At 42.8% G+C, this 22,355-nt stretch carries 24 protein-coding genes and 1 other RNA gene; 11 read left to right on the forward strand and 14 right to left on the reverse strand.

Annotated elements, in window-relative coordinates; translation table 11 throughout:
* On the reverse strand, positions 1-405 hold a 405-nt coding region (locus B3O33_RS02160; protein WP_292362839.1), incomplete at its 3' end, for a tRNA (guanine(46)-N(7))-methyltransferase TrmB.
* A 418-nt stretch (positions 406-823) separates the two neighbouring features.
* Here B3O33_RS02160 and edd point away from each other — a divergent pair.
* The gene (gene edd / locus B3O33_RS02165) at positions 824-2,647 is read left to right on the forward strand and encodes a phosphogluconate dehydratase (RefSeq protein WP_292359056.1); all 1,824 of its coding nucleotides are present in this window, start codon (positions 824-826) and stop codon (positions 2,645-2,647) included.
* A 32-nt stretch (positions 2,648-2,679) separates the two neighbouring features.
* Positions 2,680-3,312, forward strand: a complete 633-nt coding sequence (locus tag B3O33_RS02170) for a bifunctional 4-hydroxy-2-oxoglutarate aldolase/2-dehydro-3-deoxy-phosphogluconate aldolase (protein ID WP_014707368.1) — start codon at positions 2,680-2,682, stop codon at positions 3,310-3,312.
* 77 nt (positions 3,313-3,389) lie between these two features.
* Here the strand turns inward: B3O33_RS02170 and B3O33_RS02175 are convergent, their stop codons facing one another.
* The 4 genes from B3O33_RS02175 to B3O33_RS02190 all read right to left on the reverse strand — a co-directional run bounded on the left by B3O33_RS02175 (position 3,390) and on the right by B3O33_RS02190 (position 6,184).
* Complete coding sequence (locus B3O33_RS02175; protein ID WP_292359058.1) at positions 3,390-4,133, reverse strand: DNA-binding domain-containing protein; 744 nt, start codon at positions 4,131-4,133, stop codon at positions 3,390-3,392.
* Complete coding sequence (locus B3O33_RS02180) at positions 4,117-4,965, reverse strand: DUF692 domain-containing protein (RefSeq protein ID WP_292359060.1); 849 nt, start codon at positions 4,963-4,965, stop codon at positions 4,117-4,119. Before B3O33_RS02180 ends, B3O33_RS02175 begins: the two co-directional genes overlap by 17 nt.
* A gap of 83 nt (positions 4,966-5,048) precedes the next feature.
* A complete protein-coding gene (locus B3O33_RS02185) occupies positions 5,049-5,792 on the reverse strand; it encodes a hypothetical protein (protein WP_292359062.1) in 744 nt (247 codons plus the stop codon).
* Positions 5,793-5,824: 32 nt separating this feature from the next.
* Positions 5,825-6,184, reverse strand: a complete 360-nt coding sequence (locus B3O33_RS02190) for a rhodanese-like domain-containing protein (protein WP_292359064.1) — start codon at positions 6,182-6,184, stop codon at positions 5,825-5,827.
* Positions 6,185-6,386: 202 nt separating this feature from the next.
* On the opposite strand from B3O33_RS02190, the gene B3O33_RS02195 reads away from it, so the two are divergent.
* On the forward strand, positions 6,387-7,367 hold the full coding sequence (locus tag B3O33_RS02195) for an ABC transporter permease (protein WP_292359286.1): 981 nt from the start codon (positions 6,387-6,389) through the stop codon (positions 7,365-7,367).
* Positions 7,360-8,163 (forward strand): ferritin-like domain-containing protein, encoded by an 804-nt coding sequence (locus B3O33_RS02200; protein WP_292359066.1) that lies wholly within the window; start codon positions 7,360-7,362, stop codon positions 8,161-8,163. Before B3O33_RS02195 ends, B3O33_RS02200 begins: the two co-directional genes overlap by 8 nt.
* On the opposite strand, the gene B3O33_RS02205 is transcribed toward B3O33_RS02200, so the two are convergent.
* From B3O33_RS02205 to B3O33_RS02215, 3 genes are read right to left on the reverse strand one after another with little or no spacing between them, the layout of a single operon-like run.
* Complete coding sequence (locus tag B3O33_RS02205) at positions 8,160-8,486, reverse strand: RnfH family protein (protein WP_292359067.1); 327 nt, start codon at positions 8,484-8,486, stop codon at positions 8,160-8,162. The genes B3O33_RS02200 and B3O33_RS02205 overlap by 4 nt on opposite strands.
* Positions 8,473-8,913, reverse strand: coding sequence for a type II toxin-antitoxin system RatA family toxin (locus tag B3O33_RS02210; RefSeq protein WP_292359068.1), 441 nt, complete (start codon positions 8,911-8,913; stop codon positions 8,473-8,475). Before B3O33_RS02210 ends, B3O33_RS02205 begins: the two co-directional genes overlap by 14 nt.
* A 32-nt stretch (positions 8,914-8,945) precedes the next feature.
* A complete protein-coding gene (locus tag B3O33_RS02215) occupies positions 8,946-10,322 on the reverse strand; it encodes a sodium-dependent transporter (RefSeq protein ID WP_292359070.1) in 1,377 nt (458 codons plus the stop codon).
* A 77-nt stretch (positions 10,323-10,399) separates the two neighbouring features.
* On the opposite strand from B3O33_RS02215, the gene smpB reads away from it, so the two are divergent.
* The 4 genes from smpB (at position 10,400) to B3O33_RS02235 (ending at position 14,356) form a co-directional block, all read left to right on the forward strand.
* On the forward strand, positions 10,400-10,891 hold the full coding sequence (gene smpB, locus B3O33_RS02220) for an SsrA-binding protein SmpB (protein WP_292362840.1): 492 nt from the start codon (positions 10,400-10,402) through the stop codon (positions 10,889-10,891).
* Between the two features lie 64 nt (positions 10,892-10,955).
* Positions 10,956-11,293: a transfer-messenger RNA gene (gene ssrA, locus B3O33_RS02225) on the forward strand.
* Between the two features lie 400 nt (positions 11,294-11,693).
* A complete protein-coding gene (locus B3O33_RS02230) occupies positions 11,694-12,131 on the forward strand; it encodes an LAGLIDADG family homing endonuclease (protein WP_292359072.1) in 438 nt (145 codons plus the stop codon).
* A 359-nt stretch (positions 12,132-12,490) separates the two neighbouring features.
* Complete coding sequence (locus tag B3O33_RS02235; RefSeq protein ID WP_292359074.1) at positions 12,491-14,356, forward strand: 3'-5' exonuclease; 1,866 nt, start codon at positions 12,491-12,493, stop codon at positions 14,354-14,356.
* 154 nt (positions 14,357-14,510) lie between these two features.
* On the opposite strand, the gene gapS6b is transcribed toward B3O33_RS02235, so the two are convergent.
* The gene (gene gapS6b / locus B3O33_RS02240; protein ID WP_292362841.1) at positions 14,511-17,846 is read right to left on the reverse strand and encodes a GapS6b family protein; all 3,336 of its coding nucleotides are present in this window, start codon (positions 17,844-17,846) and stop codon (positions 14,511-14,513) included.
* Entirely contained in the window at positions 17,843-18,226 is a 384-nt protein-coding gene (gapS6a, locus tag B3O33_RS02245; protein WP_292362842.1) for a GapS6a family protein, read from the reverse strand. The genes gapS6b and gapS6a overlap by 4 nt, the downstream gene beginning before the upstream one ends.
* Positions 18,227-18,425: 199 nt before the next feature.
* Between gapS6a and B3O33_RS02250 the strand changes: the two genes are divergently transcribed.
* Together B3O33_RS02250 and B3O33_RS02255 are read left to right on the forward strand one after the other, a co-directional pair.
* A complete protein-coding gene (locus tag B3O33_RS02250) occupies positions 18,426-19,025 on the forward strand; it encodes a nucleotidyltransferase domain-containing protein (RefSeq protein WP_292359080.1) in 600 nt (199 codons plus the stop codon).
* Positions 19,003-19,428 carry a hypothetical protein gene (locus tag B3O33_RS02255; protein ID WP_292359082.1) on the forward strand — a complete coding sequence of 142 codons (426 nt, stop codon included), beginning with the start codon at positions 19,003-19,005 and terminating at the stop codon, positions 19,426-19,428. Before B3O33_RS02250 ends, B3O33_RS02255 begins: the two co-directional genes overlap by 23 nt.
* Positions 19,429-19,522: 94 nt before the next feature.
* Here B3O33_RS02255 and msrA read toward each other — a convergent pair whose 3' ends face one another.
* The 4 genes from msrA to B3O33_RS02275 form a co-directional block, all read right to left on the reverse strand.
* A complete protein-coding gene (gene msrA / locus B3O33_RS02260; RefSeq protein ID WP_292359084.1) occupies positions 19,523-20,023 on the reverse strand; it encodes a peptide-methionine (S)-S-oxide reductase MsrA in 501 nt (166 codons plus the stop codon).
* A complete protein-coding gene (gene msrB / locus B3O33_RS02265) occupies positions 20,020-20,481 on the reverse strand; it encodes a peptide-methionine (R)-S-oxide reductase MsrB (RefSeq protein WP_136553543.1) in 462 nt (153 codons plus the stop codon). Before msrB ends, msrA begins: the two co-directional genes overlap by 4 nt.
* A gap of 238 nt (positions 20,482-20,719) precedes the next feature.
* Positions 20,720-21,190 carry a nuclear transport factor 2 family protein gene (locus B3O33_RS02270; RefSeq protein WP_292359087.1) on the reverse strand — a complete coding sequence of 157 codons (471 nt, stop codon included), beginning with the start codon at positions 21,188-21,190 and terminating at the stop codon, positions 20,720-20,722.
* A 14-nt stretch (positions 21,191-21,204) separates the two neighbouring features.
* Positions 21,205-21,948, reverse strand: coding sequence for an SDR family oxidoreductase (locus B3O33_RS02275; protein WP_292359088.1), 744 nt, complete (start codon positions 21,946-21,948; stop codon positions 21,205-21,207).
* A 173-nt stretch (positions 21,949-22,121) separates the two neighbouring features.
* On the opposite strand from B3O33_RS02275, the gene B3O33_RS02280 reads away from it, so the two are divergent.
* The coding region (locus tag B3O33_RS02280) for an AraC family transcriptional regulator (protein ID WP_292362843.1) at positions 22,122-22,355 on the forward strand (234 nt) is incomplete at its 3' end.

Below are 22,355 nucleotides of genomic sequence, written 5' to 3' on the forward strand. Positions count from 1 at the left end.
TGCATCGGGGAAAAAAAGCTGTACCCGTAGCAGAGCATTATCAGCAATCTGGTTTTTAAGTAATTCCACCGCATCGGTACAGGCTACCCGCAAATTGGTCAGATGGTTTTCTTCAATGGCTTTTAACAGTTGACCGACACCCGGACGATGTACTTCAACACCAATAAAGTTGCTATCTGGTTGCTGCAAGGCCATTTCAACCAGTGAAGCACCATTTCCAAAACCAATTTCAAATATTACCGCCGCATCACGGCCAAACAGGTTTGCCATATCGATTTGCTGACCATCAGCTTCTATGCCAAATTTCGGCCATAAAAAATCTAATGCCTTTTGTTGGCCGGGTGTTAACCGACCTTCGCGTTTTACAAAGCTTTTCACCTGACGGAGGCGTTTACCTTCAGTCATTTTCTTTACCTGACTAATTAGAGCGATACATCATCGATAAAACGATGAAAAATAGCGTCACATGATACCGAAGCTCTGCTGGAAAATCCTCTTGTTGTCATGTTTTGCTATCGCATTCTGTAAGTTTGTTTGTTTCGGAGTATGAATCAGGTCGTGATAATGACCCATGGTCATCTGGGTTATCTTCCTGCCAAATTGGCGTAAATCTGCGATTTGCGAAGTAATACACGCAGATATTGGAATGCAGAGAATTGATTAATAAGATGATAAAAGCCCGTAAACAGTGCGAAAAAGAGTGATAAGGACTATAATGCTTTGTCTGAATAAAAAATTTCTGATGGATTAACGCTGCTGCAACCACGCAGCCTCGAATCCCGCTACTTCGACATTACAAGTAAACGAAAGAGAGACTCATTTTATGGTTCATCCGGTTTTAGACTCGCTCACTAACGAAGTGATCGAACGAAGTAAAAAAACACGTACGGCCTATCTTGCCCGTGTTGACGAAGCTGCAGGTCAAGGACCTCATCGTCTGACATTAGGCTGCGGCAATCTGGCGCATGGCTTTGCTGCCTGCGCTGCCACAGAAAAAAGTGATTTGGCAGGCAACAAAAAAGCCAATATCGGCATTATTTCTGCTTATAACGATATGCTCTCAGCGCATCAACCTTACAAAGACTTTCCACCGCTAATTAAAGAAGCTGCCCATGAAGCCGGTGGTGTTGCACAATTTGCCGGTGGTGTTCCGGCCATGTGTGACGGTATTACTCAGGGCTACCCGGGTATGGATCTGTCATTGTTCAGCCGTGATGTTATTGCGATGTCCACTGCAGTTGGCCTTAGCCACAATATGTTTGACGCGGCAATGATGCTGGGTGTCTGCGATAAGATCGTACCGGGCTTATTGATTGGTGCTTTGAGCTTTGGTCATTTACCGACGATTTTTGTACCGGCTGGTCCGATGCCAAGCGGTTTGCCGAATAAAGAAAAAGTTCGCATTCGTCAGCTGTTTGCTGAAGGCAAAGTCGGTCGTGAAGAACTGCTTAAAGCAGAATCAGAGTCTTATCACAGCCCAGGTACCTGTACTTTCTATGGTACAGCGAACAGTAACCAGATGATGGTTGAAATCATGGGGCTGCATTTACCCGGCGGAACGTTTATCAATCCCAATACGCCGCTACGGGATGAACTGACCAAAGAAGCAGCACGTCAGGTACTGAAATTTACTGCGCTGGGTGATGATTATCGTCCAATCGGTCATATGATTGATGAAAAAGCGATTCTGAATGCCATTATCGGGCTACTGGCCACCGGTGGCTCAACCAATCACACCATGCACATTGTGGCTATTGCCCGTGCCGCCGGTATTCTGATCAACTGGGACGACTTCGATCGTCTGTCGCATATCATTCCTTTATTAAGCCGTGTCTATCCAAATGGCAGCGCTGATGTAAATCACTTCCAGGCTGCTGGTGGTATGGGCGTGTTGATTCAGGAGTTGTTATCCCAGGGCTTATTACACGAAGATATTATTACTGTCGGTAATGAAAAAGGCCTGAAGCAATACAGTCAGGAGCCAAAAATAATCGATGGCAAATTGATTTGGCAGGAAGGTCCGAAAGAATCATTGGATAAAGACGTTATTGGCACCGTTGAGCAGCCTTTTGCCAAATCCGGTGGTGTACATCTTATTCAAGGTAATCTTGGACGTGGCGTATCCAAAGTATCAGCCGTCGATATCGAACATCGTGTTGTAGAAGCTCCGGCATTGGTATTTGACGATCAGGATGATGCGGTTGCAGCCTTCAAGAATGGTGAACTGGAGAGAGATGTTATTGTGGTTTTACGCTTCCAGGGACCAAAGTCCAATGGCATGCCGGAGCTGCATAAACTCAGTTCACCGCTTGGTGTCTTGCAGGATCGTGGCTTCAAAGTCGCTTTGGTTACTGATGGTCGGATGTCCGGCGCTTCCGGTAAAGTCCCATCCGCGATTCAAATGTGTCCTGAGTCGGCTGATGGTGGCCCACTGACCCGAATCAAAGACGGCGATATTATTCATCTCGATACTGAAAATGGCATTATGAATGTGTTGGTGGATGAAGCAGAGTTTAATTCCCGCTTATCCTGCATGATGGCCAATACTGAACATCATTACGGTAGCGGCCGTGAATTGTTCGACAGCTTCCGTGCCGGTGTTTCTTCAGCTGAAGAAGGCGCCATTAATATGTTCAACGTTGAATAATCTATCCAACAGAATTAGGGATATCTTTTTTTATGAGCAAAACGATTCACGAAATTATGCAAGTTTCACCGATTGTCCCGGTGATGGTTATCAACAATGTTGAACATGCGGTGCCGTTAGCCAATGCGTTGGTGAAAGGTGGTCTGAAAGTACTCGAAATTACCCTGCGTACTGATGCAGCACTGGAATCCATTCGTCGTATTAAAGCGGAAGTGCCTGATGCGATTGTCGGTGCCGGTACTATTATCAATATTGAAACCTTAAATGCCGCGATTGATGCCGGTGCGGAATTTATTGTCAGTCCGGGCACAACAGATACGCTGATCGAAGCCGCTTTAAAAACGGGCGTGCCATTATTACCGGGTGTTGCTAATCCAAGTGAAGCCATGCGTTTATTGGAACGTGGTATCACGGCGATGAAATTTTTCCCGGCCGAAGCTGCTGGTGGTGTCCCAATGTTGAAATCAATTGGTGCGCCGATTCCACAAATCCTGTTTTGCCCAACCGGTGGTGTCAGCCAGAAAAACGTTAAAAACTATTACAGCTTGCCAAATGTCGGCTGTGTAGGTGGTTCATGGATGTGTGCTGCGAATCTGGTTGAAGCAGAAAACTGGGATGAAATTACCCGTTTGGCTGCGGAAGCGATTGAGCTTGCTACCAACTAGACACTGAACTTGTTTCATTGACAAAAAAAACCGGGCTTGTCCCGGTTTTTTTTGTGTTCAAATTTACATTGATTTTGTTAAATGACAATCCCGCGTTCCAGCCAGTCCTCAATCAACTGTTTTGCCCCTTGTAAAACAGTTTCGGGCTGAGGATGCTGCAATACGTCAGCAATGGCTTCAGCAGCTTGCTGGCCAGTCTGACCACTATCAAGTAGATCAAGTAACCGTGCACTGACGGGGTTAAGCTCAATAAATTTCACTTGATCATCTGCATTTCGATATAACAGCAGAAAAAACGGCATCTCAGCTGGTTTGTCCGGCAGATTTTCCGGCGCGATTTGATGCACAGGATAATCGTAGGCAAATGTCCAGCTAAGGGGAGAACGCTGCAGAGAAAGTTGCAGCGCATTTTCCTGATCATTGAGCTCGCGTTTTGCAAAATCCGGACTGGCAATACTCAACGCCAGTTCAGCCCATTCATAATGAGCCAGTTCTGCGATAAATGGCATGGTTTGATATTGCTGAGGATGCGCTTCCAGATAACTGACAAACTCACGCGCAATATCATTAAATAGTGGTGATTTGCAGCGATGCTGACGAATAAAATCAGCTGCCAGGTTGTGCCAAGCCGTAACTCCAAGGATTTGTTTTAAGACCGGACAGGCACTGCTTAGAAAACTTTCGATATTGTTATAAATCAGACGTCGATAGATTGCCATCCGTCGAGATTCAACATCGGCCGGTTCGGCAACCGACTCCGGATTCCGAATGTGGGCGGTAAATTGTTGCTGAGTTACTTTGAAATCAGGCGCTTGCGACATGATCAGACTGATATTGTGATTGCATGTTGCGAATGTGAGCGACTTCGTCAAATAAGGTGCTGAGCGAAGGAATATTAAAATCGCGTTCCAGCAGGGTGGGGATAACACCATGTTGCTGATAAGTATGATCCAGTAATTGCCAGACCGGATCGATCACATCCGCGCCGTGGGTATCAATGATCAAATCTTCCGCTTCATTGTAATGCCCGGCAATATGCAGATAGGCGATACGGTCAGTGTTAATGGCTTCGATATACGCTCTGGCATCATAACTATGATTAATGCTGTTCACATAGACGTTATTCACATCCAGCAACAGCTCACAATCCGCTTGTTCAAGAATCGCATTGATAAATTCAATTTCGTCGATCTGCCGCCCCGGTGCGGCATAATATGAAACATTCTCGATAACCAGTCGGCGCTGCAGAATATCCTGCACCCGGCTGATCCGGTCAGCAACATGCTTCACTGCCTCCTCAGTAAACGGTATTGGCATTAAATCATACAGATGACCATCATCACTGCAGTAGCTCAAATGCTCGCTGTAGAGACGAACCTGATGTTGATCGAGAAATTGTCTGATACGTTTTACAAACGCTTCATCCAATGGCGCAGGGCTACCAAGGGATAACGATAGTCCATGGCATAACATTGGAAAGCGTTCACTGAAGGCACGCAGTTTTTTGCCCAGTCGTCCACCCATTTCCATCCAGTTTTCCGGTGCGACTTCAATAAAGTCGATAGGCGGGTGATTCAGCTGCATGATTTCGTCGACAAAGCTTCGCCTTAACCCCAGACCAGCCCCATCAACGGCGTAACCTTGTGTTCTCATGCTGTTACTCTTTTTAGATTGCGATAATAAACAGACGTTTTAAAACGCAATTTGTTACAGAAAAACATCGATCAAACTCAAGGTTATTCCGGAATCTCGAACATCGATCTATCCACCCCGACATTACCCGTTTTAGCATCGTATAAATACACAACGGCTTTGTAATGACCTGGTTCAGTAATCCTGGTTTTGCCGCTGAACATGCCAGTTGGGCCAGTAAAATCCAGTGTAACTTCATCTATGTTTTCATCATCACGCATGATGATAGCCTTCGCTTCATAATTATCGGCTTGCCATAGTCCGTCTTTGGTAATTGGACAGCCACATAACAAAGAGGCTTTGGTATAAATATCCACTTGGCCGTCTTCCAGTACCCGAGTCCAGGCATCCACAATAAAGCCGGTCATAGTAATAACAATGCCATCACCTAAAATATCCTTACCGGGAACCACCCAACTGGTGACGCTGGCTTCCTGATAGGCTTGTTGATAACCATAAGGACCTATCAGTTTGAAACGTAATAATCTTGGTGCATCAATCTTCACATTGGCTAAAAAGCCAGCTGTTTTATCATTTGTCAGTGGTTCGCCGCGTTTTATCGGGTTTTCCATTAACACTGCGGTATCGCCTGTACCACCATTTATCCATCCCTGATCGAGAATTTCAGCCGTTTCGGCATCTTCTACAATGACTCGAATACCACCAACACTGGTGCCAATAAATTTCGAATCCACGGCTTTAGCACGAACCATGATCTGCGTATCAGCTGCAATGGCTGACAAGCTGACCATCATTAAAGTGATAATTACCCAAAAGCGTGTGTACATGTTTTCCCCCTCCAAACAATATTCTCTAATTTCTATTCATCATCATACGATGCGGCACTCCAGGCATCATAACCTCCAATCATTGAGTACACATTGGTATAACCAAGCTGTTGCAATGTTGCGGTTGCCAATGCACTCCGTCCACCAGACTTGCAATATACGATGATGGGACGCGTTTTGTCCTGAAAGTCAGGGTGGCTGGCAATTGAAAACTCCAGCATACCGCGTGGAATATGTCTGGCATCAGCAATATGGCCCATCGCAAATTCATCCGGTTCCCGAACATCCAGTGCAATACTGTCATCGTCCAGCATTTGTTGCGACTGAGAAACGCTGATTTGTTGTATAGCAGCTTTAGCTGCCTGAACGAGATCCATTGCTGTTTTTGCCATGCCACTCTCCTAAATTGCTTAACGGTGTGACCATAGTAATCATTAATAGTTGTCAAAGAAACCAATTGCTTCATAACCCAGTTGAGGGTTGCGCTGTTACAATGTTTTTCCTTTAATTTGTAACCTGACTGAACCAACATCTGTCAAAGCCATAATCCGTTATGACCTAATCCAGAATGTTTTATCAGTGTCTGAGGCAATTATGCTGGCCTATATTATCCGTCGTATTTTGTATGCTTTTCCCATTTTACTGGGCGTTAATGCACTGACATTTGCGTTGTTTTTTATGGTCAATACACCCGACGATATGGCACGAATGCAGTTGGGGGAACGCTATATTACCGAGCAGGCCATTACTACCTGGAAACAGGAGCGCGGCTATGATCGGGATCTGCTATGGAATGACTCGGCTGAGGGTATTGAAAAATTCACGGATACCATCTTCTTTGATAAATCATTGGCTTTGTTCAGCTTTCAGTTTGGTCAGGCTGATGATGGACGTGATATCGGGCAGGATATCAAAACACGCATGTGGCCAAGCCTAGCGATTGCTATTCCGGTATTTATTGTCGGCTTGCTGGTGAATATCACTTTCGCGCTGATGATGGTGTTCTTTCGTGCCACTTATGTGGATTTGGGTGGGGTAGTGCTGTGTGTGGTGCTTATGTCGATTTCCAGTCTGTTTTATATCATCGCCGGGCAATTCTTAATTGGTAAAGTTATGCAACTGGTGCCAATATCCGGTTTTGGTGAAGGGCTTAATACCCTCAAGTTTCTGCTGTTACCTGTCGCCATTGGCATTATTTCCGGTATAGGTTCGGGGTCACGCTGGTATCGCACACTGTTCCTTGAGGAAATCTCCAAGGATTATGTACGAACCGCCAGAGCCAAAGGCTTGTCGGAAATTCGTGTGTTATTTCAGCATGTACTGAAAAACGCGATGATCCCGATTTTAACCGGCGCTGTGGTGGTGATACCGACCTTGTTTATGGGCAGCCTGATCCTGGAATCTTTCTTCGGCATACCGGGGCTTGGCAGCTATACGATTGATGCCATTCATGCCCAGGATTTTGCCATTGTGAGAGCCATGGTTTTTCTAGGTTCAGTCTTGTATATCTTAGGGCTACTTTTGACCGATATTTCTTACACCTTTGTTGATCCAAGAGTACGAATGGATGGCTGATTCAAAAATTGATTTACGTGCACGGGCTTTGGAATGCCTGTTAATTTGTGATGCAACGGAAAAAGCTCGTCAAACCAGACAATTGGCTGAAGATTGTCGTCAGCACGAATATATTATTCATCATACCTCTCTGGATGTTCCTGCTATTCCAGGCAGACCTGAAACACCGCAACTGGTTTCGCCACGTGCTTTACCGCGGCGACGTAATAATCAGCAAACCGGCCACACCACGCTGATTCATGCCATTTGTCATATCGAGTTTAATGCGATCAATCTGGGGCTGGATGCCATCGCCCGCTTTAAGGATATGCCGGAGGATTATTATCGAGACTGGTTGCAGGTTGCGGATGAAGAGGCCAAGCACTTTTCCATGTTGTCAGCACATTTACAACAGGCCGGGTATGCCTATGGTGATTTTCCAGCCCACGATGGCTTATGGGAAATGGCACAGAAAACACATCATGACCCGTTAACTCGTATGGCTTTGGTACCCCGGGTTCTGGAAGCACGGGGGCTGGATGTGACGCCAGGTATGATGAACAAACTGCGCGCCAGTGGCGATCTGGCTGCGGTGGAAATTCTCGAAGTGATTTTGCGAGAAGAAATAGGGCATGTAGCGATAGGCACCCGTTGGTTTAATTATCTCTGTGAACAACGTGATTTAGAACCGACATCAACTTTCACGACATTATTAAAAACTTATTTTAATGGTGAGATACGCGGGCCATTTCATATTGAAGCCCGCAAACAGGCGGGCTTTAGTGATGCTGAATTGGAATGGTTAGAGCAGAATTAATCATTGGCAGCTTCAGCGGCTTTGTTTTTCTTTTGCATTTCAGCTTTTTGACGGCGTGATTCTTTCGGGTCGGCAATCAAGGGTCGATAAATTTCTATTCGATCTTTGTTACTGAGCTTGGCATCCAGCTTGCAGATTTTGCCAAAAATACCGACTTTATCGCTATCCATATTTATTTGTGGATAACGTTCCAGAATCCCAGACCGTTTAATAGCCTGTTCGACCGAAGTATTATCCGGTACTTCAAGCGACAAAATCACTTGCTCATCGGGCAGTGCATAAGCCACTTCGACGGTAATCAATTCAGCGTTAGCGTGTTCCATAAATTTCCCTGGCGCGTACACAAAAAGCTTCGACCAATGAACCGGATATCTGTGTAAATACCGGGCCCAAAGCCAGATCCAATAGACGGGTGGAAAATTCAAAATCCATATCCAGCTGCACACGGCAACCTTCATTATCCCCAATCGGGCTGAACTGCCAGAATCCTTCTAAATGACGAAAAGGACCATCAATCAGCTCAATACGAATGGACTCACCATGTTGCAGGGTATTGCGGGTAGAAAACTCATGGTGAATACCCCCTTTAGCTATATCCAGCGTGGCACAAATCACTTTATCGTTTTTACTAATAATTTTACTGCCACGACACCAGGGCAGAAAACTCGGATAAGCCTCTACATCGTTGACCAGATCAAACATCTGATCCGGCGTATACATTACCAGCGAACTGCGCGTAATAGTCGTCATTTAGTGTTTCTGTTGACCTCTAATGAAAATAATCAAAAGATGAAATCCAATACACCTGTCAAACTCACGAACACGATAAAAATCGCTATTGGCGTAACATAGCGAACCAAAAAGCGCCATTCGTGATAAATCAGGTTGGATTTAATCCCCAGCTCTTCCTGAGTACTGCGTTGCGACATGATCCATCCAGCAAATATCGCAATGAGCATGCCGCCCAAAGGCAACATAATATTGGCAGTCAGATAATCCAGCAACTCAAATGCGGTCATATCCAGCCAGATCCAGTCTTTTAATACGTTGAAAGAGAACAGACTCAACAGTCCGAGTAACCATACCAATATACCCACCCAAATGCAGGCGTTAAGCCGTTTTATCTCAAAGTTTTCCACTAACCAGGTGACCACTGGCTCGACTAATGCAATTGCTGAACTCAACGCAGCAAAAACCAGTAATAAAAAAAACAAAGCACCAAAATATGCGCCGTTATCCATATGTCCAAAAGCAATGGGTAACGTTTCAAAGATTAAACTTGGCCCGGCACCGGGAGACATTTCATTGGCAAACACCAGTGGAAAAATGGCCAATCCAGCCAGAATGGCCACGGCTGTATCCATAAAAGAAATCGCCAGTGAGACTTTAAAAATAGAGGTTTTTTTCGGCAGGTAAGAGCCATAGACCATAATGGCTCCCATTCCGAGACTCAACGTAAAAAACGCATGTCCCATTGCAGTTAATATGCCTTCAGTTGTAAGTCTGGAAAAATCCGGTTTGAAAAGAAAGTTTACAGCCTGATCAAAATAAACCCCCGTTTGATAAGCGTATCCTACTAAGACCAACAAAATCAGAAATAAAGCAGGCATCAAAAACCGTACTGATTTTTCCAGGCCGCGTTGTACACCACGACTGACAATCAGCATAGTCAGCATCATAAAAATGGTATGCCAGGCCAACAGTTTTTCCGGATCCTTAACCAGTGCCAGGTGCAGATTGCGCGCCCCATCGGGTGTGACACCCTCAAAAACGCCAAATAATAAACGGGGAACATAAGCTATTGCCTGACCGGCAATCACACTGTAATAGGAAAGGATTAAAAAGCCAGCTAATACACCGCCAAAACCAAGATATTTCCAGAGGGGAGAGGCTTTTTCTTCTTCGGCCAGACTGGCCAGACTGTTAAATGGATTTTGTCGACCCCGTCGACCAATGAGAATTTCCGCCATCATAATCGGAACACCGATGGCAAAAATACAGGCAAGATAAACCAGAACAAATGCACCGCCGCCATATTCACCGGCGATATAAGGAAATTTCCAGATATTTCCCAGGCCAACCGCTGCGCCGGTAGCTGCAAGAATAAAGGCCCAGCGTGATGTCCACTCTCCGTGAATTGATTTTAACGGTCTATCCATATCACACTCATAAGAGATAAATAGTCTCGATTCTGGGCGAAATTACAAAAATGCTCAAGCCAAGTAGCAATATGCACATGTATAATGCCGCGATGGCCACAAAGAATAAACCTCAACAAAACGACAATACTATCGCTCGTAACCGGAAAGCGCGTCATGAATTTTTTATTGAAGAAAAATTCGAGGCGGGTTTGGTGCTCGAAGGATGGGAAGTCAAAAGCTTACGTGAAGGCAAAGCACAGCTCAGTGACAGCTATGTGCTGATTCGACATGGCGAAGCCTGGTTAGCGAATGCCTTAATCACCGCATTAAAAACGGCTTCGACTCATGTTGTTCCAGAACCGCAACGCGATCGAAAACTGCTGCTCAATCGTAATGAGTTAAATAAGCTGATTGGCGCAGTTGAGCGAAAAGGTTACACCTTGATTCCGCTGAATATGTACTGGAAACGTGGCAAAGCCAAGATCGAGATCGCTTTGGCGAAAGGTAAGCAAATGCACGACAAACGCGCCACCATGAAAGAACGTGACTGGCAGCGTGATAAAGAAAGACTGTTTAAAAATATTTAAAGAGATCGTCACGGAACTTTAAAATCCGTATAATGACTAACGTACAACAAACCTTTGGGGGCGACCTGGCTTCGACGTGGGTTACGAAACCTAAGGTGCATGCCGAGTACTCCAGTTCTTCTCGTAAAAAAGATTGGAAAAATATAGTTGCTAACGATAACAACTACGCACTAGCTGCTTAATAACCAGTGAATGCCGTCCGACCAGATCCGTGCTTGTGCGTCTGGTATCGGGCGTCGACTCTCACAAGATCGTCTTGACGTATGCTTGGTACTGATAGACTAAAACCTAACAAGATCGCTTCTAGTTTTCCCTGTTCATCGGGTAGCTTGAAGTTAAATTAATAGATGAAATAAGCATGTAGAGCTGAAGGCAGAGGATTCGCGGACGCGGGTTCGATTAGTAAAATGGTCGCCATGGGGAGTGATCCCCATTGGAAAAAGAGAGCTCATACGGTGGACGCTAAGGAACAGGGGTTCTATGCCAACGCCGTCCGGTCAATGGGAAACCAGTAAGCCGGCTAGAGACTCATAGGTTCCTAAAGAGAGTTATCTCAATGGAATACTAGGGTGGGTAGAAGATAAAACCGATACTCACAAACGCTCTCCATCTGATAGCGATATCAGATGAAGGAATAGTCCAGGCCTGAATGAAAATTCAGGAGTCACTGTCCCGCCGCCTCCACCATATAGTCAAAACAACCACCTTCGGGTGGTTTTTTTGTTTCTGGGCTCTGAGCTTGAATTAAAGGGATTTAACTCATTATTATGCAAAGCATGTTAATCAGTTTGGAGAACCAAGGATGGCTATCTATAAAACGACTAAACAACTTACCCCACCGATCGCTGCCTACATTGCTGGACTGATTGATGGTGAAGGTACCATCACATTATGTCGAAAACATAAAAACGAAAATCGGCAATTAGCTGTAAGCATCAGTAGCACAGAAAAATATCTTTTAGAGTATGTGCTTGAAGTGGTGGGGGCAGGGAAAATCACTACAAAGAAAACGGTAAAAACGCATCATTCCCCGAGCTTCACTTATGCCATTTACAATCGGCAAGCACTTAGTTTGCTTGAGCAAATATCTCCGTATTTACAAACGTATAAAAAATACCGTAGCCGACTGATACTCAAAGACTATCTGCGACTGACTCCTCGCAATGGAAAATACAATGAAGATCTCAGAGCAGCCAAACAAGATTTTGAATTTCAGCTGTTAAATATTCTGCCTAGATAGACATCATTTTCATTAATACGAAACAATTGATTAAGGGATATTGGCTGATTGGATTTCCCAAACTAAAGTCGGACAATCAAGAACGACTTTTAAACGGAAAGATATTTAGTAAACCTATACATCTGCACTACTCAAAACCTATTTTTGCGAACTCAACCCATAGATTCTCAACAATAGTGGTTTATACTCCGTAAAAAGATGAAGTTAAGAATGTTTTTTAAAATTTAATTTAACTAATAATTGAATAAAAACATTCTTCCTCATTTTGGTTTGTTAATTGATAGTCAACCAAAACTGTATTGTTTAAGATTAATACAGTTAAAAATGGACCGGAATGAACCGGATAGAAGGATTTTGCATTGGCAGAGATTATCCCCAGTCTAAGTCGAGAAGTTTTATCCAGAATGACATCTGGTGAAAAGCGGCTTGCTACACGTCTGCGAAACTTTCTAGAGGATGACTATCTTTGCTGGTATGACATTCCAATAGGAAAAAAGCGGCGCTATCCCGATTTTATAATTTTGCACCCAAGCCGAGGCTTATTGTTTCTCGAAGTAAAAGACTGGAAAGCTTCAAGCATAAAAAAGATCAGCAAGGAAACAGTAGAGTTACTAACGATTAATGGCTTGAAAACCGTCCCAAATCCCTTCGTGCAAGTCCGCCAGTATGCCTACCAAGGAATTCGTCTATTAGAAGCGGATAAAGAATTAAGGCAGCAAGGCTCAAAGTATGACGGCAATTTAGTCACGCCATATGCCCATGGCGTTGTGTTTACCAATATCACTCGTAATCAAATAGAAGCAGCTATTCCAACTGAATACAGAGAAAAGCTACTACCTGATCATTTGATGATTTACAAAGACGAAATGACAGAGTCAGTCGATCCAGAAGAATTCCAAAAAAGACTTTGGGATATGTTTCCCTATCAGTTTCAAACCAAACTCACCTTGCCTCAAATTGATCGAATCCGGTGGCATTTATTTCCTGAAGTACGCATTTCTCAACCTAGCCAGGAAAATTTATTTGGCAGTCCTTCTAATCAACCTGATACACCTGAGGACCTGTCGACGCTGAGTGAACAGATTCCAGACATCATCCGCATTATGGATATTCAACAAGAGCAATTAGCTCGAAGCTTGGGAGAGGGGCACCGGGTTATCCATGGGGTAGCAGGCTCGGGTAAAACCTTGATACTCGGCTATCGTGCTGAATTACTAGCTAAATTGACCAACAAACCTATTCTTGTACTGTGTTTCAATATTACGCTTGCAGCAAAACTGCGAAGCTTTATGGTGAGCAAAGGCATTTCCGACAAAGTGAATGTCCATCATTTCCATGATTGGTGCAGCCAGCAGTTAAAAACCTATCATGTAGATGTTCTACCGGGAGATGAGCCCTATTGGGAACGACAAGTCATTTCGGTTATCAATGGCGTTACTAAGGATGATATTCCTCGCGCACAATATAGCGCAGTGATGATTGATGAAGGCCATGATTTTGAGTCAGATTGGCTAAAACTTGTTGTTCAGATGATTGATCCCGAAACCAATTCGTTACTCTTACTCTATGACGATGCTCAATCAATTTATAAGAAAAAATCAGCTTTGAGCTTTAGTTTAGCCAGCACTGGGATTCAAGCCCAAGGCCGAAGTACAATTTTAAAATTAAATTATCGAAACACCCGAGAAATACTGGCGTTTGCTTACGATTTTGCCAAAGAATATTTCGGTGCAAGCCACGATGATGTTGACATTCCTTTGATCCAGCCAGAAGCCGCTGGCATACACGGTGAAAGACCCACTGTGCATTTTCTCAAACAATGGCAAGACGAAATCAGCGATACCATAACTTGTATAAAAAAATGGCATCAGCGGGGAGGAGAGTGGCGAGATATGGCTATTTTATTCGCTGCTAAGTATCAGGGGAAAATAATTGCTGATTCGTTACATCAACACGGAATTCCCTATTCCTGGTTAGGCTCAAAAGATACTAAACAGGCTTATAATCCGACAAAAGACAGTGTCTCTGTCATGAGCATTCATAGTAGTAAAGGATTAGAATTTCCTGCCGTAGTAATCGTTGGCATAAGCCAATTGAAGCACGAAGATATCAATGCTGATGCCCGCTTACTCTATGTGGGCATGACCCGTGCCCAGAAACATCTGCACATGACCGTTTCTCAAAAAAATCTTTTAACAGAACGAATTCTCAAAATAGCGAGTTAGTGAGCGTGAAAAACTATCTCATTGTGTTGTGTCATATATTGCGATAAACGATGGTGAAGCATAATAGAAATATTATTTAGAAAGCACGAACCCAGCATGGACCACTGACTTTATTTAATTCTCATTCTTGGTAAGGCGAAATTTATCAATTTTCTCAATCGTATAATAGTTTTCTTATATACCCATTGACAGTATCGAAACACAAAAAATGTCCCGAAATAAACTGTGTGCCTAGCCGACTTACTAGTTTACAAATTAAAGGATTGCCTTTCGCTGTAATAATAACCGTACATAGGAGCTTAGCCAGTTTACGTTCGGCTTCTTCTCCGTCTTGTATTTGTATTGTTGTGTAGCAGCATGTATTAAATAAACGCACAGCATATCCATTGTTACCCGGGTTACTCTCGCTAAATCCATTAATAAAAACACCATCCTCATAAGCCCTAGCTAGGGCCAATAAAATTATCTTGTGTAAATGTTGTATGGCTGAGTCACTATTTGGATAGGCACCAGGATACATTCTCAAAATTTCGGATAAATAATAGTGAGATAAAGTATCTTGTGCGTTACTCATCTGTAACAAATCATCATATGTCAATGGGTAAGGAAGACCTCCTGTAACATGAAGATAAAGACCGGGTAATTTCGTATCAATGTCCAAGCTAAGACTAAGTTGGCTAAAAAAATTAAACGCGTTAACTACAGGGTAGTTTGACTTGTGTGCCAATTGTGCAAAAGCTTCATCAATACATAGCCAAGGAATGTTATTTGTTATCGATAACTTTAAGCTGGAAAATACTGATAGATCAACAGCCTCTTTAATCTTTATTATGTCAGGGGGAATATCTGCAAGATGGGGTTGACCGATGAGCGCTATTTTGAGAATTTGTTTTATTCCACGCTGCACATTTTCTGTTTGTTTCTTGATGTCATCTGCGGTAATGAACCATAATTTACCTTCATCATTTACACCTGCTCGCATGTAGTTCTTGCGATTCACATTTTCTAGAAAGTGCTCCAGATAGGCTTGCGTCTCAACCGTAATAACTACTTTAATTTGTTTGCGTTCTAGTCCATGTATTAGTCCAGTTAGAGCAAGATAGGCTACGGAGTACACATCTAGGATTATTGTGTCGGGCTGTTCGACTCCGATACTTGGGAGGGAGGGCTTAACTGATACTTTTGATGTCAGCTGATTTAAGGCTGAAAGAACCGCACAATCATTGCCTAGTAAATGACCTTTTAAAAAAAGTGGATACGCTGGGTTTTTGTAAAATTCCTCTTGTTTTTCATGATTGTCTAGAGCAATCATCTTTTTCTCTATGCTCGACATCATCTCAGTTGGATCCTCGGGCAGAGAGAATTTATAAAAGCAATCGCTGCCGTCGTTAGTGGTATGCCTAATTTCAAGAGATAATCTAAATACAGCAACATATGGAGGTAGTTTTTCCAACACAGTTAAATCGTACGCGCGATACTGCACTGTTTGACCGATGTCCATCTTGAGTAATTGCTGAGCAAGCGGTGAGGAGTATTTGATAATTGAAGAATGCTTTGATTCTGTACCATGAACAATTAGCTTCGTAGTATCTTTTCCATCAAGGCTATAGCGAAATCCGGTAAGACAATTCTTTGTCGACTCTAATATTGGCCTAGTGGCATTATCCTCTGCTATAGCGGATTCATTTACATGAAAGTTAGTGATGGGTATTGCTGAATTTATTGGATCATCAATAAACCAATTTACAATGGTATTCTCCACAATCCCATAATGACCATTAGCAGCCAATTCAAATAATAGCCTTGATGACTGCTCATTTGGTTTAGCAAGTATCTCGGTTGGTATTTTGTTCAAATATTCTTGATATGAAGCTAGCTCGGTATTTTTACGCTTCAATAGATAAATTAGGTAATCCCAGATTCCTAGTGATTTCGGTGATAGTTCGAGAGCCTTCTTCATCGCTGAGACTGCTTTATCCAGCTCGTTCAGATAGTCAAGCTCCCTTGCTTTTGCTTGCCATAGAAACTCACACCAGTCGTTTGAATTAATCGCTGAGAAAACTCTGTCTAGTGTTGTTAGTTGTTGGCTTTCTAAAAGTGCATTGATGTAGATTTTTACTATAGGTGAAAGCCAGATATCTGTTTTAGGGATCATAGGGTGTAATAGTGCACATACTTGAGTGGCCAAGCCTGCTCTAAGGAGTATGGTTGATAACTCTTTTATCCGTAGAGGATTTAGATTACAAGGTTCTTCTTTGATTTTAGAAAGCAAAGAGTCAGCAGCTTTTGTTATTGCGGTAGTATATTTAGGACTACCATCATTGGCATAACATAATAGTTCAAGTTGGTTGAACTCTTTTTCTAGCTCATCTTCACTTGATATCTCTCCCCCGTTATTAATCCATTCTCTGATAGTTGTACTATTTGCAATATTGATAAAAAGTATTAAATCTTCGGAAGACGACAGTTCATGACTTTTGGTTAGCCTCTCTATGATTGAGGCTTTATATGAAGAATCCTTATGTGCTTTTTCTATTTCATAAGAGAGGTCTTTAAGACCTTCAAAACTGTTATCACGTAGTCCACGAAGCCGATGACCAAAATCGATATCTATGGCTTCAATGTTGTTAATATGTTTCCAGCAAGCGTCAACTAATGGCTCATAAGAGCCAGTGAAAAAACTCAAAAAACCTTTGGCCTGGGATACCATTCTGTGGTCGTTGGCTCCACATTCATCAAGCAGACTGATGCACTCATCAGCTAGTAATAAAGTCTGTTTTCTTTCAGATGCTGTTATTAACCAATAATGCAGAGTTGTTATTTGAGAGTCTAAATAATTACAGCGCGCAATGAAGTTCAAAACTTTGCTATTGAAACCGGAGTAACTCAACAAGAGTCTCTCACTGCTTCTCACGGAGTTGGCATGGCTCTGAAGCCTAATAAAGCCACGAGTCAATCCGCATAAAGTAATTTCTGTTAATTGATGGCGGTTATTCTCAAAAATGTTTTCGAGTTCGTGTTCTTGAGCAAGAAACTCATAAAAAACCTCCTTACTGTATTCACCGAGATTTTCTGTGGATTGATAAAGGCGCTCAGCATCATCAATTCTTTCATTTTGAATATCTAACCGCAGTTGGGTTGATGTTGCTATATCGCTGAAGAACCCATCTAGTTTTGTTTGTAGACAGGACTCAACAACTAGATAGCCTTGGGGTGTCTCATCTTGATTTGCTATCGCAACTAATATTGAGAGGACGCTTATAAGTGCTTTAGCTTCTGTGTTCAGTTGAGAGGTGGAACTTAATATTCTTAGTTTATTGCTTGCGGATCTGGGATTGCGATGTCTAATCTCCGTTAGCACTTCCTCTACTGTGGATTGAATAACTGTCGGAGAAATTGCCGAATATACATGCTTTTCAGCTACGTTATCTCCTGGGCCAGAATGGTTCTGACTGACGGTTACAATATTTTTTGAGTCTTGTTCACTCATTTATTTATAATTTTATTGCCTGCAACGTTATCGCCTGTTCCTGAGTGCGATTGAGTAATGACGATGTTACTGGGTTGAATTTGACTAAGCAGTGTTACTACCTCATTGGAAGACATTAATTGCTTATTAATAGCTTTTTCACCCATTTCATCATTTAAATCTAAACTGTTTATAGCTGTTGCAAGTTTTTCTGATTGTGCATCGTCTATTACCCATTCTCTTAATTTCGTTTTTATGTTACTACCTGTAATGCTAATTGAGTGCTTTAACATGTCGTATATAACTCCGGAGATGATTACTGTACTTATTGGTTCCATGTAATGTTTTCCATCAAATTTGTCATAACTGTTTATTCCAACTAACTGTCTTATTTTTAACACAACTTAACAGCTTTAAACTAATTAAAATGTTGTGTTCTATTGTGAATATATATGACTTTCATACCATTGATGCATTGTGTGAATCTGTTTTGCATAAATACACTGTTATTTCTTTTTCTCTAAAGAGCTAATTCAATATTGTAAATACCCAATATGGGGCTTATAGTACCCATATTGGGTATTTTATTAATGGTGTCATATGTCAGTTACCTCCATCGCTGAAGCATTGTTTACAAAAACACAGCAACGTGTGCTGGGTTTGTTATATGGCAAACCTGATAAAAGTTTTTATACAAACGAGATTGTTCGCATGGCTGCGATAGGACGGGGCACCGTTACGCGAGAACTGGAAAAACTCACTAGTTCTGGAATATTGAATAGTTCGAAAGAAGGTAATCAACAGTACTATCAAGCAAACCGAGATAATCCGATATTTGATGAACTGGTGGCGATTGCAACAAAGACATTCGGTGTCGCTGATGTAGTTCGTCAGGCTTTAAAGCCAGTTAATGATAAGATTTTATGTGCCTTTATCTATGGCTCCGTCGCGAAGGGCGAGGCAACTGCCAAAAGTGATATTGATCTGCTGGTTATTTCGGATAAGTTGGCTTATGCGGACTTGATGGAATGTCTTGTTGACGCTGAAAAGACTTTATCGCGACCTATCAATCCTTCTGTTTATGAATTAGAACAGTTCAAACGGAAATGGCAGGAAGATAATGCATTTATTTCAAAGGTAATGGACCAACCGAAGATTTGGCTGAAGGGATCAGAAAATGACATTAGCGCATCTGGATAAGCTGGTAAAAACTAACAATTTAAAAATAGAACCTGCAGATCAAAAAGAGTTTGATGGCATGGTAATTTCTGCCAAACGCCGTTTGCAGGATGCCAATGTGGAAAGCTTATCCGACGATAGTCGTTTTTCATTAGCTTATGGTGCAGCACATGCTTTGTCTCTGGCGGCGATGCGTTGGCATGGATACCGCTCAGACAATCGTTATCTGGTGTTTCAGTGTTTGGAACATACTGTAGGAATGACAACTAGTAAGTGGCGAGTTTTAGATAAATGTCACAAGCAACGCAATCTGGCTGAATATGAAGGTCACCTGGAAATTACACCACAGCTACTGGATGAATTGATTGCTATAACGAAAGAGTTATTAACGTTGGTTGAAGAGTTGGGGCCAATTGTAAAATAACGATCAGTTGTTGCTAAAAGAGCAACAACTGATCAGAAAAATTATTTCTAGAATAGAGTCGAGGCTGAATCAATCATTAAAACCAATTCTTTTCTTAAGACAGCTTCCAATCAGGCCGAATGTAATGACAGGTATAGCCGGTTGGATAATGTTGCAGATAATCCTGATGTTCGGGTTCGGCTTCCCAGAAGTCTCCAACTGGTTCGACTTCTGTGACTACTTTACCGGGCCATAGTCCAGATTGATTTACGTCTTCAATTGTCTGCCTGGCAATTTCGGCTTGTTCATCATTGGTGTAATAAATCGCTGAACGATAACTCATACCACGATCATTGCCTTGTTGATTGGGTGTGGTTGGGTCATGAATCTGGAAGAAAAACTCCAGTAATTGTCTGTAAGTAATCTGCTCAGGATTAAAGATGATCTCAATGCCTTCAGCATGGGTGCCATGGTTTGGATAAGTGGCATTTGGAATATCGCCGCCGGTATAGCCGACTCGTGAAGAGATCACGCCGGGTAGTTTACGAATCAAATCCTGCATACCCCAGAAGCAGCCGCCGGCCAATACGGCACGTTCGGTATTTGTCTCGCTCATTTTGTTTCACCTAAGGTTTCTGAAAACAGCTTTTTAAATTCACCATAACCCTCGATGTCGAGTTCATCCACTGGAATAAATCGTAATGAGGCTGAGTTGATGCAATAACGCATGCCACCGGCTTCTTCGGGGCCATCAGGGAAGACATGACCTAAATGACTGTCACCATGCACTGAGCGTACTTCAACACGGCGCATGCCCAGACTCTCATCAAAGTTTTCGGTGACATTCTCGGTCTGCACCGGACGGGTAAAACTCGGCCAACCGGTGCCACTATCAAATTTATCTATTGATGCAAACAACGGCTCACCCGACACTACATCCACGTAAAGACCGGCTTCGTGATTGTCCCAATAGGCATTATCAAATGGTGGTTCGGTGCCGCATTGCTGGGTCACATAATGTTGTTCAGGAGAGAGACGTTCAACGGCTTCTGCTGCTTTTTTGTATTTTGTCATGACAATCAAACCTTTATAAAAAGTGTAATCGTGAAACTGTCCATGAATAAAAACGCTGATATCCAATCGGGAGTTTAAGTTTTGAAATTTTTATCGATGACATACTGACCTGTCCACCTGCCAGTCGTTCCCGAATAGAAACTCAGTATATAGCTCAAAGACTACATCAGCGATGTTCTGCAACGAAAGTAATATCCGAAATGACCAAACCACCGTTTTGTCAGATTAAACGTCTATTTCAGTCATCGTTAACATCAAGTGCCATCACTGCATCGTAAGCATTTAAATCAAGCACTGCTCTGACATTAACGACTTTTCCTTGCTGCATGGTAAAAAACCATGCATAGCTGTTTCGATAAATTTCACCATTGATCAAGGTCGCCTCAGCTTCAAACAAAATGATGATTTCTTCACTGTCCTGATAAATAGCATGGACGGTAGGTTTTAATCGCGTTGACAACCGTTTGTTAAATGGCTGAATCACCATCTCCTGGAAGTCAGATAGATTATAAGTTTTGGCTGACTCAGTCGGCCCCATAATGGTCCATTGTGCATCTGCTTCGAGTAAATCAAATGGCGATCCTGTGCCCTGACTCCATTGATTGAAAGCTTGTTCGACTAGCTGTTTATGATTGAGCGGCTCTGCCATCACAGAGCCACTTAATAAATAAAACCAGACAAACACCGTCACGTACTGAAATGTTTTCATCCTGAGCCCCACGCTTAAAAGGCATGGCCATAACAGGCCATAGTGCGAATCACCAACTCATTCACATCCACATTGTCAGGTTGCGAAATGGCATACAAAACGGCATCAGCAACGGCTTCGACATTTAACGACGTGTTGCGAAGCTGATCAACAAATTCAGCGGCAGCTTCATCAGTAATGTCGTGGCCAAGTTCAGTAGTGGTAACACCTGGGGAAAGAACAGTGACACGCAGATTGTTTGATTCCTGACGCAAGCCTTCACTGATGGCTCGAACCGCATATTTACTGGCACAGTAAACAGCACAGGAGGGACCAACTGTGTGCGCTCCAGTGGAAGCGGTGTTGATAATATGTCCACTGCCTTGCTGATCCATGATTGGTAAGACTGCCGCGATACCATTCAACACGCCTTTAATATTGATATCGATGATGTTGTTCCATTCATTGGTTTTTAACGCGCGCATTGGCGATAACGGCATAATGCCAGCGTTGTTAAACATCACATCCACCCGACCAAAGGTATCTTTGGCAAAAGTCACAAATGCATTCACCTGTTCTGCATTTGCTACATCCAATTCACGATAGGCAGCATGACCACCTGATTGCTGGATATCTCGGACAATGGCTTCAAGGCGATCAGTTCGACGTGCACCAAGCACAACAATCGCACCATTTTTAGCCAGTACTTTGGCGGTAGCTTCACCGATCCCGCTGCTGGCGCCGGTGATTAAAACGACTTTATTTTCTACGTTCTTCATTAGTTATCTCCATTTGAACTTGTCTTTAAGTGACGATTCAAATGGTAGTGAGGAAGCTGTTTATTTTGGATACACAGAGCTACAGGAAAATTGCCTATTTCTACAACTCACTATATTTCCAAAATACCATCAGCCTATAATCAGCATCAGTAACTTATTGGGGTAATTAGAAAATGAATGAAGCCCAACGCAAAGAGCTTGCGAACCTGATTGATAAATTCTCCTCAGGTAACGGCATTCACAGCACCGCAATAACCGGCGTGAACTGCATAAAACTCAATGAAATAAACGACCGATTGCCCAGCGTTTATACACCTTCTTTGTGCGTTATTGTGCAGGGCAAGAAACGGGTGTTACTCGAAGATGAAATCTATCAATACCAGCCTTCGGAGTATCTGGTGGCCTCT

The organism is Methylophaga sp. UBA1464 (genome assembly GCF_002325665.1).
Lineage (GTDB): Bacteria > Pseudomonadota > Gammaproteobacteria > Nitrosococcales > Methylophagaceae > Methylophaga.

What these genes read in the sequence shown, in the direction of transcription:
- B3O33_RS02190 (WP_292359064.1), bottom strand. Translation starts at nt 6,184, where the DNA reads ATGGCAAAAACAGCAATGGATCTCGTTCAGGCAGCTAAAGCTGCTATA.
- msrB (WP_136553543.1), bottom strand. Translation starts at nt 20,481, where the DNA reads ATGACAAAATACAAAAAAGCAGCAGAAGCCGTTGAACGTCTCTCTCCT.
- B3O33_RS02255 (WP_292359082.1), top strand. Translation starts at nt 19,003, where the DNA reads ATGACATTAGCGCATCTGGATAAGCTGGTAAAAACTAACAATTTAAAA.
- edd (WP_292359056.1), top strand. Translation starts at nt 824, where the DNA reads ATGGTTCATCCGGTTTTAGACTCGCTCACTAACGAAGTGATCGAACGA.
- B3O33_RS02270 (WP_292359087.1), bottom strand. Translation starts at nt 21,190, where the DNA reads ATGAAAACATTTCAGTACGTGACGGTGTTTGTCTGGTTTTATTTATTA.
- B3O33_RS02250 (WP_292359080.1), top strand. Translation starts at nt 18,426, where the DNA reads ATGTCAGTTACCTCCATCGCTGAAGCATTGTTTACAAAAACACAGCAA.
- B3O33_RS02230 (WP_292359072.1), top strand. Translation starts at nt 11,694, where the DNA reads ATGGCTATCTATAAAACGACTAAACAACTTACCCCACCGATCGCTGCC.
- B3O33_RS02205 (WP_292359067.1), bottom strand. Translation starts at nt 8,486, where the DNA reads ATGGAACACGCTAACGCTGAATTGATTACCGTCGAAGTGGCTTATGCA.
- smpB (WP_292362840.1), top strand. Translation starts at nt 10,400, where the DNA reads ATGTATAATGCCGCGATGGCCACAAAGAATAAACCTCAACAAAACGAC.
- B3O33_RS02175 (WP_292359058.1), bottom strand. Translation starts at nt 4,133, where the DNA reads ATGTCGCAAGCGCCTGATTTCAAAGTAACTCAGCAACAATTTACCGCC.
- gapS6b (WP_292362841.1), bottom strand. Translation starts at nt 17,846, where the DNA reads ATGAGTGAACAAGACTCAAAAAATATTGTAACCGTCAGTCAGAACCAT.
- B3O33_RS02170 (WP_014707368.1), top strand. Translation starts at nt 2,680, where the DNA reads ATGAGCAAAACGATTCACGAAATTATGCAAGTTTCACCGATTGTCCCG.
- B3O33_RS02215 (WP_292359070.1), bottom strand. Translation starts at nt 10,322, where the DNA reads ATGGATAGACCGTTAAAATCAATTCACGGAGAGTGGACATCACGCTGG.
- B3O33_RS02195 (WP_292359286.1), top strand. Translation starts at nt 6,387, where the DNA reads ATGCTGGCCTATATTATCCGTCGTATTTTGTATGCTTTTCCCATTTTA.
- B3O33_RS02200 (WP_292359066.1), top strand. Translation starts at nt 7,360, where the DNA reads ATGGCTGATTCAAAAATTGATTTACGTGCACGGGCTTTGGAATGCCTG.
- B3O33_RS02180 (WP_292359060.1), bottom strand. Translation starts at nt 4,965, where the DNA reads ATGAGAACACAAGGTTACGCCGTTGATGGGGCTGGTCTGGGGTTAAGG.
- B3O33_RS02185 (WP_292359062.1), bottom strand. Translation starts at nt 5,792, where the DNA reads ATGTACACACGCTTTTGGGTAATTATCACTTTAATGATGGTCAGCTTG.
- B3O33_RS02210 (WP_292359068.1), bottom strand. Translation starts at nt 8,913, where the DNA reads ATGACGACTATTACGCGCAGTTCGCTGGTAATGTATACGCCGGATCAG.
- B3O33_RS02275 (WP_292359088.1), bottom strand. Translation starts at nt 21,948, where the DNA reads ATGAAGAACGTAGAAAATAAAGTCGTTTTAATCACCGGCGCCAGCAGC.
- msrA (WP_292359084.1), bottom strand. Translation starts at nt 20,023, where the DNA reads ATGAGCGAGACAAATACCGAACGTGCCGTATTGGCCGGCGGCTGCTTC.